Origin of the sequence: Rhodococcus sp. (in: high G+C Gram-positive bacteria) (genome assembly GCF_049286785.1) — a bacterium.
Taxonomy (GTDB): Bacteria; Actinomycetota; Actinomycetes; order Mycobacteriales; family Mycobacteriaceae; genus Rhodococcus_F.
This window is the reverse complement of sequence record NZ_JBAQEO010000772.1, coordinates 1-12,718: the sequence shown is the minus strand read 5'-3', so window position 1 is coordinate 12,718 and position 12,718 is coordinate 1. Positions and strand designations below refer to the sequence as shown.

Here is a 12,718-nt window from a genome sequence, read left to right as displayed (position 1 = left end):
GTCTACAACAAGCTCCACCATTCCCTGATGGACGGCGTGTCCGGCCTGCGACTGCTGCAGCGGACGCTGTCGCCGGATCCGACTGTGCGCGACGCGCCCCCGCCGTGGAACCTGCCGCGCCCAGCCGCTCCGTCGCGCGGGTCGCTGCTCGATCTGGGATCGGTGGTGAACCAGGTGCGGCGCACCACCGGTGAGGTGGCCGGCCTCGTGCCCGCGGCCCTGAAATTCGCCAGAACCGTGCTGACCCCCCACGACCTCGGAGTTCCTTACGAGGCGCCGCGGACGATGCTGAACGTCCCGATCGGAGGGGCACGCAGGTTCGCCGCGCAGTCCTGGTCCCTCGACCGCATCCATGCCGTCCGGCGGGCGGCGCGAGTGAGCGTGAACGACGTGGTGATGGCGATGTGTGCGGGGGCGCTGCGCCTCTACCTCGAGGAGCACAACGGATTGCCGGACGCACCTCTGGTCGCGATGGTCCCCGTATCCCTGCGCGCCGAGGACGACACCTCCGACGGCGGCAACTCCGTGGGTGTGACCCTGTGCAACCTGGCCACCCACCTGGCGGACCCCGCGAAGCGACTCGGCGCGATCTCCGCCTCGATGGCCCAGGGGAAAGAGATCTTCCAGGGCCTCACACCGATTCAGGCGCTGGCCTGGTCTGCGATCAACATCTCGCCGCTCGCGTTGACTCCGATACCCGGTTTCGTCCGTTTCACTCCGCCCCCGTTCAACGTGATCATCTCCAATGTGCCGGGTCCACGGGAACGGATGTACTGGAACGGTTCTCGCCTCGACGGCCTCTACCCGGCGTCGGTGGTCCTCGACGGGCAGGCACTCAACATCACGCTCACGAGCAATGCCGGGAACCTCGACTTCGGTGTCATCGGTTGCCGGCGTTCGGTGCCGAGTCTGCAGCGGATCCTCACCCATCTGGAAACGTCCCTCGGCGAACTCGAGGCGGCGCTACTCTGACGAAGCGAGGCGGCGCTGCGTCGAGGTGCCGCCCGCCTTTACAGCGGTGGCAGCCTCCTGCTCCGCCAGCGCCTTCCTCGACTCCTCGTGCAGTACCTCGAGCAGTTCGTGTTCGAGATCGGCGAACTCGGGTGACGTCATCATCTTCAGTTCCCGCGGCCGGGGAAGATCAACGGTGACCTGCCGCCGCACGGTGGCCGGCCGCGCCGACAGCACGATCACCCGGTCGGACAGATAGACGGCCTCCCGAATGTCGTGGGTGATCATCAGGACCGTCCACCGGTACTGCTGCCACACCTGCTGCAGCCAGGTCTGCATCTCGGTACGGGTCAGCGAGTCCAGCGCTCCGAACGGCTCGTCGAGCAGCAGCACCGGACGTTCCTGAACGACCGTTCGCAGCATGGCCGCCCGTTGGCGCATCCCACCGGACAGCTGGCCGGGCCGGGCGTCCTCGAATCCGCCGAGCCCGAACACGGGGAACAACGTCCGGGCCTGCTCGCGGGCCCGCTTCCTGGAAACACCCTGCACCTCGAGTCCGAGGGTGGTGTTGTCGAGGACGTTCCGCCACGGAAACAGCAGATCCTTCTGAGGCATGTACGCGCAGGTCGCGGAACCACCGCCGGCCGGGGGCACCGGCACACCGCCGATGGTGACCGAGCCCGAATCGGGCCGGTCGAGTCCGGCGAGCATCGCGAAGGCCGTGCTCTTCCCGCACCCGCTGGGTCCGATCACGGTGACGAACTCGCCCGGTTCCACCGTGAACGAGACGTCGTCGAGGACGGCACGAACACCACCGTCGACCGGGAACGACTTGGTGAGGCCGGACAGTTCCACTCGTGCAGACTCACTCATCGCGATTCCTTTCGCTCGTGACCCACGGGGCAACGACGCGCTCCACGGCGAACGTGAGCAGATACAGACCGACGCTGATGACCGCCGTCACGAAGACTGCGGCCAGGACGAGATCGGTGCGGAAAGAGTTCTTCTGCGTCGCCATGTAGATGCCGAGACCCGACTGGGCCCCGACGTACTCGGCGAACACCGCACCCACCACGGCGTAGGTGATGCCGATCCGCAGGGCGGTGAAGAAGCGGGGGATCGCGGACGGAAGGCGGACGTACCGGAATTCCTGCCACCGGGACGCGCCCATACTGCGCAGCAACGCGCCGGCCTCCCGGTCGGCTGCCGCGAACCCCTCGATCAATCCGATGGTCATGGGAAAGAACGTGGCCAGTGCGATCACCAGTATCTTCGGTAGCAGCCCGAATCCGAACCAGATGATCATCAGCGGTGCGATCGCGATGATCGGCAGTGTCTGCGAGACCACGAACAACGGCACGAACGCCCGTCGCAACCAGGGCGAGAAGTCCACCAGCACGGCCAGTGTCCAGGCGCAGACCAGCGATACCGCGAACCCGATCAGCGTCACCTGCAGTGTCGCCGACGCGTGCACGCCGATCACCTCACGGGCCCCCCAGCCCTGCTCCACGACACGCAGGGGCGACGGCAGCACCTGTGGCCGAATCCCGCTGACCATGACGTAGACCTGCCATGCGACACCGAGCAGTGCCACCACGACGAGCGCGGGGATTCCCCGGCGCAGCATCGAGGATGCGTTCGTCGTGTGCCGACTCGTCTCAGGGGTGAGTGAGGAGGTACTCATTGGTGAAGTACGTCGACCAATCGGGTTCGGAGGTCAGCGGCGCCCCATCCGGGCCGGTCAGCAGACCGTGCTGGAACAGGAATCCGGAGTATCCGGCCCATTGCCCGTCGGTCTGCGTGCCGACGGTGCCGGACGCGTCCTTCATGTACTGCGCCGACAACATCTGCTGGCTCTCGCGGACGAGGGATTCGTCCGTGAAGGCGCCCGGATTCGCGTCGATCAGCATCCGGGCGGCCTCGTCGGGATTGTCGGCGGCGAACTGGTATCCGCGTTGCAGCGCGTGAACGAACTTGCGGGCCTGCTCGGGATGATCGGCCATCCAGTCCTCGTTGCCCTCGATGACGAGGGCATACGCGTCGGGGAATCCGTAGTCGGTGTAATGGAAATACCGCATCGGGGTGCCTTGATGCTCGGCCTCGATGCCCTCCCACGCGAAAAACGAGACGGTGAAATCGGCGGTGCCGGAATACACGGCCTCGTAGGCGGACGTGCCGAGTGTGACGGTGGTGAATTCACCCTTCCCGCCGTCGTTGCGGATGATCTGCTTCAGCGTGGCTTCACCGTCGGGATCGGCGAATCCCGCGTAGATCTTCCCGTCGAGGTCCCGGGGCCGGGTGATGTCGGTGCGATCCGCCTTCACCGCGATGCCCGTCGCCCAGTGCTGCAGCGGAGCCATGACCGACTTGGTCTGTGCGCCCGCTGCTTTCGAGAAGCTGAACGAGCTCTGGAAACTGACACCGAACTCGGCGTTACCCGCGTCGACGAGAGTGTCCGGCGATGTGTCGTTGTAGGGGAGTGTCTCCACGTCGAGACCGGCATCCTCGAAATAGCCCTGCTCCTGGGCGACGAAGAAACCGGTGTGATTGGTGTTGGGTGTCCAGTCGAGGGCGAACCGGATGGTGTCGTCCGACGGCGAACCGCCGCACCCGGCGATCGTGCTGAGTGCCGAGACGGCGATTACCGCGCCTGCCAGAGTGCGCTTCGCGCGTGAGAGAACGTTCACGACGCGGGCCAATGCTGCGGGTTCAGTGCGGTGTCCCAGAACAGGAGTTCGTAGCGGCTGGCGATGACGAACGCCTCTGTCATCGCTTCGCGCTGGGCGTCGGTGGCCGTATTCGCGGCGGCGTCCACCAGTTCGCGTGCGGTGGCGACGGCGGCGTGGAACTCCTCCGCATCGTAGGTGGTCACCCACTGTGCGTAGGGGTGCGACGGATCCGCGGAGAGCACCTCGCGCGCGCTCGAGGCCAGTCGCCGGCCGACGTCCGCGTAGATCCAGAAGCACGGCAGGACCGCGGCGGTTGCCACCGGGTAGGGCTCCGTCGCGGCGACTGCGGTCAGATACGAGATGTACCCGAGGCAGGCCTGTGAATGCCGGGGCGGCCCGTCCGAGTCCGGCAACTGCCCACCGCTCAGGAGATTCTGATGCAGAGAGGCTTCGACGGTGGCCGCGGTAGCTGCGGACCCCGCCCAGAAGCCGCCCGACTCCGGGTCGGGAGCGTGCGCCGCCACCAGCGACAGGGCCTTGGAGTACCCGGTCAGGTAGAGGAAGTCCTGTTCGATATAGGTGCGGAAGATCTCGAGCGGGAGAGTGCCGTCGCCGAGTCGGCGCAGGAATTCGAGCTCGTCGATCGCGTCCCGCACCACTTTCGTCCGGTCCCATAAATGGTCCGTGAAACGTGCGTGCCGGCCTCCGGCCGCATCGTGGACATAGCTGTTCACTATCGGTGACATCCCTTCGTCAGCATTACCTGAGCAGGTTCCCGGGTGTGATCTCAGCCCCGCCGTTTGCGGAGCACCCCGTGTCAGAACACAGCGACAGTAGCACCAGCGGCGGCGGGGACGGAAAGGCGTCTGTTCGAGCCGTCCACACCCTGCATCGTTGGTACGTTGGCGAGAGATTCTCGCCAAGCGCCGCGCGTGAGGAGGCTCGTCCATGAATGTCGAGAGACCCGCCGACACGCTCGTGGTTCGTGTGCGGAGCGGCGAGGTGCGCGGTCACGCGGAGGGCGACGTCTTCGCGTGGAAGGGCATTCCGTTCGCAGCCCCACCCGTCGGCGACCTGCGGTTCCGGGCGCCGACCCCGCCCGAGTCGTGGGAGGGTGTGCGCGACTGCGTGGACTTCGGTCCGATGGCGCCTCAGGGTCACGGGACCGTGCCGATCGACGCAGGTCTCGAAATGAGCGAGAACTGTCTGTCCGTCAACGTGTGGGCGCCCAGACCCGACGGGATCCCGCGGCCGGTGATGGTCTGGATCCACGGCGGCGCGTACTGCCTCGGAACCTCGGCGCAGAGCATCTACAACGGACGGATGCTGTCCACGCTCGGTGACATCGTGCTGGTCTCACTGAACTATCGGGTGGGCGCGCTCGGCTTCCTCGATCTGTCGTCGTACTCGACACCGGAGTACACGTTCGACACCAATTGCGGTCTGCGGGACCAGGTTGCGGCGCTCGAATGGGTACGTGACAACATCTCGGCTTTCGGCGGGGATCCGGACGAGGTGACGGTGTTCGGTGAATCGTCCGGAGGTGGTTCGGTCACCACGCTGATGACCTGCCCCAGCGCGCGCGGTCTGTTCCACCGGGCGATCGCACAGAGTCCGCCGGCCACGTCCGCCTACGGGCGTGAGCGGGCCGCGACGGTGGCGGCCCAGTTCCTCGACATCCTCGAGGTGGCGCCGGAGCAGATCGACATCCTGTTCAGTCTTTCGTATCAGAAGATCGTCGAGGCCAGCGACACCCTCGTCAACGAGGTGCCCGTCAAGATTCCGGGCACCCTCGCAATGGCGCCGGTGGTGGACCGTGAATTCCTGCCGCGCTACCCGGTCGCCGCGTTCCAGAAGGGCTATTCGCATCGCATACCGCTCATCATCGGCTCCAACAGGGACGAGTCGTCGATCTTCAAGTTCACGAAGTCGCCGTTGCTTCCGGTCACCTCCGACGCGGTGCAGGAAATGCTCAGAGCGATCGCGGCGGATCATCCGGAACTGCCGGCGGCACGACTCGCCGAGATCCTGTCGGCCTACCCGGACCGCGACAAATCCAAAGGAGCGCTGGCGATGTCGCGCGACGCCGCGTTCCGGATGCCCGCCCTGTGGGTGGCCGATGCGCACAGCCGTCATTCACCCACCTGGATGTATCGGTTCGACCACGCGACCCCGATGCTGCGGGCCGCCCGGATCGGTGCCGGACATGCCACCGAACTTCCCTATGTCTTCGGCAATTTCGGCACGCTGAACATCGATCCCACATTCTGGCTCGGTGGGCGCAAGACGGCGCTCGAGGTGTCCGCGCGCATCCAGCGCCGCTGGCTCGCGTTCGCCCGGCACGGCGTCCCGGCGGCGCTGGACGGGTCCAAGCACTGGGCACCGTACGACGAGGAGACCCGGTCCACGTTGTTGATCGACAACGCGGACAGTCTGGTGCAGGATCCCGACGGCGAGATGCGGGTGGCATGGGGAAATCAGGTGATGGGCTTCAATTGACCCTTCACGCGTCCAGTTCACGCAGGACCGGCAATGCGGCACAGGCGAGTCCGATGACGAGAACCGGGATCGCGAGGGCGAAGAATGTCGGTTGGATACCCCACGCATCGATTGCCGGCCCGGCGAACAGGTAGCCCAGCGGTCCGGCGGCATAGGCGGTCGAGGTCATGACGCCCGCCACCCGCCCGCGCATGTGTTCCGGGCTTCGAGTCTGCATGGCGTAGTTGGCGACCGGGGCCACCGGGCCGAAGACCAGCCCCTGGAGCAGTGCCAGCGCGAGGATCGCCCACAGGGGAGGCAGGAACGCCATCGCGATCATCGCCGCGCCCAGCACGATGACCGCCGTCATCATGACCGTCCGCCGGGACACGAACGGAGCGAGGGGACCGTATGCCAGAGCGCCGACCGCTCCGCCGATGCTCAGTGCCATGAGCACCGAGCCCAAGTGAGCAGGCTTGTCGAGTGCGGTGAAATACACCGGGAACAGGACGGATTCGACGGGCATGTACAGCGCGACCACGGCCATGTCGACCAGTGCGAGAGTCCTCAGCAGCCGGTTGTGCCATACGAACTTCACACCCTCGACGGTGCCGTGCCAGATCGAACTCGGTCGCGAAGACTCTTCCGGCTGCCCCGCGTTCTCCAGGCGCAGGAAGGCGATGGTCGCGATCGACAACAAGAATCCGACGGCCGTGACCCACAGCGTGTTCACCGCACCGACCGTGGCGATCAGGACACCACCGATACCCGGGCCGACGAGATACGCCACGTTGTAATTGGCCTCGTACAGGCTGTTCACGCGGTCCAGTGACCAGCCCGCCGACCTCGTTGCGGCGGGGAGCAACGATTCCCGCGCCGCGATACCGGCCGGATCGAATGCGGCTCCGACCGCGGCGAGCAGCGCGATCGTGGTTACCGTGAGCCCGGCCGTGGCAGCGAAGACGGGGAGGGCCGCCACGGAGACAGCGGAGAGGAAATCGGAGACGAGCGAGGTGCGGCGGCGGCCGAACCGGTCGACGAAGGTTCCCGCGAACAGGCTCGACACGAGCAGCGGCAGCGTGGCGGCGCCCGCCACGACCGCGGCATCGGACGCGCGTCCCGTCTGCTCGAGCACGAGCCACGGCAACACGACGATCGCGATTCCGTTGCCCGTCGACGAGAAGAAGGTCGCTACATTGACGAGGACCAAGGGCCGGTACTGCCGCCTCACAGCCGTCTGGTCGGCGGTCACGGCAAGATTCCCTCACGGTCTCGATCGGCTGGTCTCTCGACGCTAGCAGCGACGCCGGGGAGCCCGCGACCGAATTTCGGGCCTCACCGATTGCCCCTCACCGATCACGCTGCAGGGTGATCGGTGAGGCCGCGGGCGCCCTTGCATGGATCACCGTCGTCCGCCCGCTGGAGTACTGATCGATACCGTCGACGCCGAGGGTCAGGTCAGACGAGCTCCGCATAGTCGGGATGCTGCGCGATGTAGCGCTCGACGTACGAGCAGGACGGGACAACCGTCATGCCTTGCTCGTTGGTGTCGTCGAGGGCCGCCTTCACCAGTACGCCCGCCAGACCCTGCCCGCGGAACTGCGGGTAGGTGACCGTGTGGTGGAAGTCCCGGACGTTGCCGCGCTGCGCGTACTCGGCGAAGCCCGCCAGATCGTCATCGACATAGACCTCGAACCGGGATTTCGACTCGTCGTGCGTCACCCTGCCTGCCACGGACCGCTCCTCTGTTCGTCTTGCGCGTGCGAAGTGCCGCACACTCGCAGATTACCGTCAGCCGCCGAGGTCGGTGCGGAGCAGCATCACGTTGTAGTCGGACCACGTGGTCGCCAGGAAATACAGATCGGATCCGGTCGACCAGGGGTGCATGTAGGCGCCGTACAGTTCGGGCACGTCCCGGCTGCTCACCACTACTTCCGGCGCGCTCCAGCCGGATTCGAGTCTGTCGGACCGGCGCATGACCACCGAGTTGCCGACGTCGGTGTACATCGCGACGAACTGGCCCAGGTGCTCGTTGTACTGCACGGACAGCTCGCTGACCGGACCCGGAATCACCGGAGTGGCGGCCGCCGCAGTGGCCTTTACCCAGCCCTTGCCGTCCCAGTACTCGTACGCGGTGAGATTCCGGATCTCCGCTTCGGGCACCCGCGACAGCCGGGCGTCGCCGGAACGTCCCGACGGTGTCCCGTACGCATAGACGAAGCCGTCCTGCTTGACGTAGGCGCCCATCTGGAAATTCTCGAACCCCGAACCGGGCAGGTTGGGGTGCAAGGTAAGTGGATCGACGGTCCAGTTCTCGCCGTTGTCCGTGGAATACGCGATGCCCGACGCGTTCGTCTCCCATTCGCCCGGCGCCCCCCAGCTGCGGACCGACATGTAGTTGATGTACTGCGTCGCAGCGGGTCCCGAACCGACCGAGATGCCGGTGGTGGGGATGACCGTCTGCTCCACACCGGGGATCTTCCGACTCGGGATGATCTCCTTGGAGTGGCCCGCACCGTCGAGCGGAGAGCTGTCGATACTCATGCCGTTCGACAGGGTGTGGTCGCTGCTGCGAAGCAGAATGTTGCTGCGCCAGTCGCCCACCAGCCCGCACAGCGGGTTGTCGCTGATCCCGAGGGTGTCGCCGAAGACGGTGAGGATCTCGCCGTTGCCGTTGTCCCACATGATGCCCAGGTCGGTGCCCAGGACGCTGAACCTGCTGACGGTGTCGTTGGCGCTGCGAGGGCCCGTGATGTGGGCTACCGCCTCGGTTCTTCCGTTCAGGTCCGGGAGGCGGCCGTCGCGGCCGTTGAGCCAGGGGATCGGATTGACTCCACCGCCCGAACTCCCATTGCTGCTGCCGGTACCGAGGCAGGGGGCCGCGGTGGAAGTCGCCGGCGTGAAAACGAAGAACGTGGACGCCAGCAGCGTGGGCATCGCGAGCGTCGCCATACGGCGCAGACCGTTCACAAGCGCACCTCTCCTAGCAGACTCGAGCGGGTCCGGCCACGCTAGCAATACCATCACCGGTCACACCAGCCCCTTGGGTAACATTCGGGATTCGCTCTACAGAATTGCGCCCGGATTGAGAATTCCCAGGGGGTCGAGGGCTGTCTTGACCCGCCGCGTCAATTCCATGACGTCCGGACCCACCTGGGCGGGTAGCCACGCTTTCTTCAGCCGGCCCACCCCGTGTTCGCCGGTGATCGTGCCACCGAGCGCGATGGCGAGATCCATGATCTCGCCGAAGACACGATGGGCACGCTCGGCCATCGCGGCGTCCTCGGGATCGAACACGATGAGCGGGTGGGTATTTCCGTCGCCGGCGTGTGCGATGACGGCGACGAGCACGTCGTGTTCCCGGGACAGCGCCGCGATTCCCGCCACAAGTTCGGGCAGCTTGGGCAGCGGAACCCCCACGTCCTCGAGGAGGAGCGTGCCGAGGCGCTCGACCGCGGGAATGGCGTACCGTCGTGCTGCGACGAACGCTTCGCCCTCCTCGGGATCGTCGGTGCTGAACGTCTCCACGGCCCCATGCGCGGTGCAGGCGTCGGCCATCACCGAAATCTCCTCGGCAGCAACGGCTCCGGAGGCGTCCGAGCGGGCGATCAACATGGCCTCGGCGTCGCGGTCGAGCCCCATCTTCAGTGCGTCCTCGACGGCCCCGATGGACGTGCGGTCCATGAATTCGAGCATCGACGGACGCAGGGTGCGAGTAATGGCCGCCACCGTGTCGGCCGCCGCCTGCACCGAGGCGAAGGTCGCCACCAGGGTGCTCGAGGGGGGTTGCGCAGGAATGAGTCTCAGGGTCGCCTCGGTGATGACGCCGAGTGTGCCCTCGCTGCCGACGAAGAGTTTGGTGAGGGACAGTCCCGCGACGTCCTTGAGGCGGGGGCCGCCGAGTCGCACCGCCGTCCCGTCCGCGAGCACCACCTCGAGTGCGAGCACGTAGTCGGTGGTGACGCCGTACTTCACGCAGCACAGTCCTCCGGCGTTGGTGGCGATGTTGCCGCCGATCGAGCACATCTCGAACGAGGACGGATCGGGTGGGTACCACAGTCCGTGCTCTGCGGCCGCCGCCTTGACCTCCGCGTTGAGCAGTCCGGGTTCCACGACGGCGATGCGTGTGACCGGGTCGACCTCGACGCGGCGCATGCGCTCGGTGCTGATCACGATGCTGTCCGCGACGGCGGTGGCGCCCCCGCTGAGTCCGGATCCGGCTCCCCGGGGGATCACCGGCACCCGGTGCTCGGTGGCCCAGCGCATCACGGCCTGGACGTCCTCGGTGCAGGTGGCCCGGACGACGGCGCGCGGCAGAACGGCGGCGGGGTCACGCGCCCAGTCCTGGCTGTAGGCCGGGAGGAGGTCCTGGTCGGTCAGGAGGCTTCCGTGCGGGAGTGCCGCCGCGAGCGTGGCGAGGACGTGGTCGGTGACCGGCATCGTAGCTCCCGTCGGGTGGAGGGCTGACGTCGCGACGGTATCGCAGCGATCCCGGGACGTCCTCGAATTGGTCGAGCGTCCAACTGCAGCTGTTCGATGCGGTCCGGACGGATATCCCTGCGACCTGGACGTTCGGTGCAGAAGGGTGCCGGGATTACGCTCGAACTTTGTTACCTGCGCGTAGGAGTCTCACAGAGTGAGATCGAAGGGGTGAATTTTTTCCCATCCGGGGGTGGTTGTGCATGGGTCCGGAGTCGGCCGGGTAATTGCAGGTAGAGCGCCGTGTGGTGGCGTCGGAATTCGGACAATTCGGGTGGAACTGGAGTCACACCAGTCACTCTGTTACCTGATTGTATCGGCCAGGCAATGCAAAAACTCACTTCTACGGGTTAGCGTCTTGCATCGTCAAACACCGGCGAAGCGTTACAGCCCAAACGGAGAAACTCACTCGAGGTGAGCCGAATCACATTTGGCGCCGGATTTTGCCGACCGACCCGGAAGGACCCGACCGATGCACGCACCCCAGCGCGATCCCAGCAGTTACATCTCCGCGATGTTTTCCTACGAGTTTCTCGATGGGGGGATCGACTACGACTCCATCGAACAGATCCACCGCGGGGAATTCGACGAGTGGATATTCGCATTGGCCGGTTCCGGACTGTTCACCAACGAGGAAGTGCGGTTCATGGCGCAGGAATGGCGTCTGAACCCCAAGTCGCTCCTGAACGCACTTCTCGCCGACGCGGACGAGGTCACCTCCAAGCGCTGTGAGATCACGTGGGCCGCTCTCGATCGCGTCGCACCCATCGCGCCCTCGGTGCCCGTCGCCGTCTTCGGCTGACCGAACGCCGGGCCTGTCCGGCAGCGTCAGACCACCTCGGTCCGGTCGCCGTCGACGACGATCGCCTGATCGTCCGTCAGGGTTCGGTACGGGATGCCGGCGAGGCGTAATGCGGTGACCGTGCGTCGCACCGCAGCAGCGTCCTCGAGGAGAACGGTATTTCCGCCTCCTGAGGCTTCTGCAGGCGGGTGATGCGGCACGATCGCGAAGTCCACCACCCCCAGTCCCTCCCAGAGCGGTTCCGTGCCGCAGGTCTCGACCACCTCCGACGGGTCATCGGAGGAGTCGAGACCACGCAGCGTAGGGCCCATCACGCACGCGCCCGCGCTGTAGCCGGCATAGACCAGCGAGTCGCGGCGCAGCAATTCCTTGATCACCTCATCCGCCCCGCTCCGGGCCATCTGGGCGCGCAACACGAAGGTGTTGCCACCGCGCACCCAGACCATGTCGAAACCCTCGAGCCTCTCGGCCAGCGCGGAGCTGTCGCCTCTGCCGATGTACTCGCGCAGATCAACTTCCTCCGGGGTGAACCCGAGACGCACCAGCGGCATGACATCGCTGACAACGGCGGATGCTCTCGCGGCGGCCGGCCACGCGTCCGCCGCCGCGGCGATGACCGCCACCCGTCCAGGGACGCCCACCAGGGACATCAGGGGCGCCGGGTCGGCGCCGAAGCGGTACGACGACAGAAACAGCCGCACAGCGATCAGATGGTGAACGCAAGTTTGTCGACGATCTGCTTGCCGACACCCACGTCGCCACCCAGCGTGATCTCGTCTCGATGGTCCACAGCTTTGGCCCTTCCCCCGGCAAGGCGCGTGAAGAGGCGCGAATCCAGGGTGATGGTCGAGGTCGCCGCGGACGGTAACTCGTCGACCACACTCGCTCTGCCGTCGACCACGATGTGGAGGGTCCGGGCCAACGGCCCTGTCAACTCGAGGGTGATCCGGGAGCCGTCCGGCGCCCTGCCCCGCTTGCCGACGATGAACGGCAGGGAACCCATGATCTCCTCGAACGCCGTGGCACCACGCGCGCCGCCCTCCTCGCCTGGCATACCCAGGGCGTCACGGATGTCCAGCTCGTGCATCCAGCAGTCGAACAGGCGGATGCGCATGAAACGCAGGTAGGGCGCCGGCCCGACCGGGGTGGTGGTTTCGGCGTCGAACATCTCGTCGGTCATCTCGGCCAGTTCGGCTCGCCGCCGGGTGATGATCGTACGGAAGCGATCGAGGATTTCGGCACCGGAGCACGCCCGCAGGCCTTCGACCCACTGTTCGTTGAACGCGCCGATCTCGTTGCGGACGTGGCCCAGGGTGCGGACATCGATGCTGGTGTGCGG

At 66.3% G+C, this 12,718-nt stretch carries 13 protein-coding genes and 1 riboswitch; of the genes, 3 read left to right on the top strand and 10 right to left on the bottom strand.

Features of this window, described 5'->3' with window-relative positions; translation table 11 throughout:
* A partial coding sequence (locus tag WAW17_RS27905) for a wax ester/triacylglycerol synthase family O-acyltransferase (protein WP_422336103.1) occupies window positions 1-972 on the top strand: 972 nt, incomplete at its 5' end.
* Here WAW17_RS27905 and WAW17_RS27900 read toward each other — a convergent pair.
* The 4 genes from WAW17_RS27900 to WAW17_RS27885 all read right to left on the bottom strand — a co-directional run bounded on the left by WAW17_RS27900 (window position 964) and on the right by WAW17_RS27885 (window position 4,354).
* Window positions 964-1,824: an ABC transporter ATP-binding protein gene (locus WAW17_RS27900; protein ID WP_422336102.1), complete on the bottom strand. Its 861-nt coding sequence runs from the start codon at window positions 1,822-1,824 to the stop codon at window positions 964-966. The two genes, WAW17_RS27905 and WAW17_RS27900, sit on opposite strands and share 9 nt — an antisense overlap.
* Entirely contained in the window at window positions 1,817-2,635 is an 819-nt protein-coding gene (locus WAW17_RS27895; protein WP_422336101.1) for an ABC transporter permease, read from the bottom strand. Before WAW17_RS27895 ends, WAW17_RS27900 begins: the two co-directional genes overlap by 8 nt.
* Window positions 2,610-3,638 carry an ABC transporter substrate-binding protein gene (locus WAW17_RS27890; RefSeq protein ID WP_422336100.1) on the bottom strand — a complete coding sequence of 343 codons (1,029 nt, stop codon included), beginning with the start codon at window positions 3,636-3,638 and terminating at the stop codon, window positions 2,610-2,612. Before WAW17_RS27890 ends, WAW17_RS27895 begins: the two co-directional genes overlap by 26 nt.
* Window positions 3,635-4,354 (bottom strand): TenA family protein, encoded by a 720-nt coding sequence (locus tag WAW17_RS27885; RefSeq protein ID WP_422336099.1) that lies wholly within the window; start codon window positions 4,352-4,354, stop codon window positions 3,635-3,637. The genes WAW17_RS27890 and WAW17_RS27885 overlap by 4 nt, the downstream gene beginning before the upstream one ends.
* Window positions 4,349-4,445, bottom strand: a riboswitch (TPP riboswitch). Its footprint overlaps the gene before it by 6 nt.
* Window positions 4,446-4,568: 123 nt before the next feature.
* Here WAW17_RS27885 and WAW17_RS27880 point away from each other — a divergent pair.
* Window positions 4,569-6,119: a carboxylesterase/lipase family protein gene (locus WAW17_RS27880; protein WP_422336098.1), complete on the top strand. Its 1,551-nt coding sequence runs from the start codon at window positions 4,569-4,571 to the stop codon at window positions 6,117-6,119.
* 4 nt (window positions 6,120-6,123) lie between these two features.
* Here the strand turns inward: WAW17_RS27880 and WAW17_RS27875 are convergent, their stop codons facing one another.
* The 4 genes from WAW17_RS27875 to WAW17_RS27860 form a co-directional block, all read right to left on the bottom strand.
* Entirely contained in the window at window positions 6,124-7,350 is a 1,227-nt protein-coding gene (locus WAW17_RS27875; RefSeq protein ID WP_422336097.1) for an MFS transporter, read from the bottom strand.
* 206 nt (window positions 7,351-7,556) lie between these two features.
* Window positions 7,557-7,832 carry a GNAT family N-acetyltransferase gene (locus tag WAW17_RS27870; RefSeq protein WP_422336096.1) on the bottom strand — a complete coding sequence of 92 codons (276 nt, stop codon included), beginning with the start codon at window positions 7,830-7,832 and terminating at the stop codon, window positions 7,557-7,559.
* 57 nt (window positions 7,833-7,889) lie between these two features.
* Window positions 7,890-9,035, bottom strand: coding sequence for a DUF4185 domain-containing protein (locus WAW17_RS27865; protein ID WP_422336104.1), 1,146 nt, complete (start codon window positions 9,033-9,035; stop codon window positions 7,890-7,892).
* 129 nt (window positions 9,036-9,164) lie between these two features.
* On the bottom strand, window positions 9,165-10,538 hold the full coding sequence (locus WAW17_RS27860) for an FAD-binding oxidoreductase (RefSeq protein ID WP_422336095.1): 1,374 nt from the start codon (window positions 10,536-10,538) through the stop codon (window positions 9,165-9,167).
* A 511-nt stretch (window positions 10,539-11,049) separates the two neighbouring features.
* Between WAW17_RS27860 and WAW17_RS27855 the strand changes: the two genes are divergently transcribed.
* On the top strand, window positions 11,050-11,379 hold the full coding sequence (locus WAW17_RS27855) for a hypothetical protein (RefSeq protein ID WP_422336094.1): 330 nt from the start codon (window positions 11,050-11,052) through the stop codon (window positions 11,377-11,379).
* A 26-nt stretch (window positions 11,380-11,405) separates the two neighbouring features.
* Here WAW17_RS27855 and WAW17_RS27850 read toward each other — a convergent pair whose 3' ends face one another.
* Window positions 11,406-12,080 (bottom strand): Type 1 glutamine amidotransferase-like domain-containing protein, encoded by a 675-nt coding sequence (locus WAW17_RS27850; RefSeq protein ID WP_422336093.1) that lies wholly within the window; start codon window positions 12,078-12,080, stop codon window positions 11,406-11,408.
* Between the two features lie 5 nt (window positions 12,081-12,085).
* A partial coding sequence (locus WAW17_RS27845) for a maleylpyruvate isomerase family mycothiol-dependent enzyme (protein WP_422336092.1) occupies window positions 12,086-12,718 on the bottom strand: 633 nt, incomplete at its 5' end.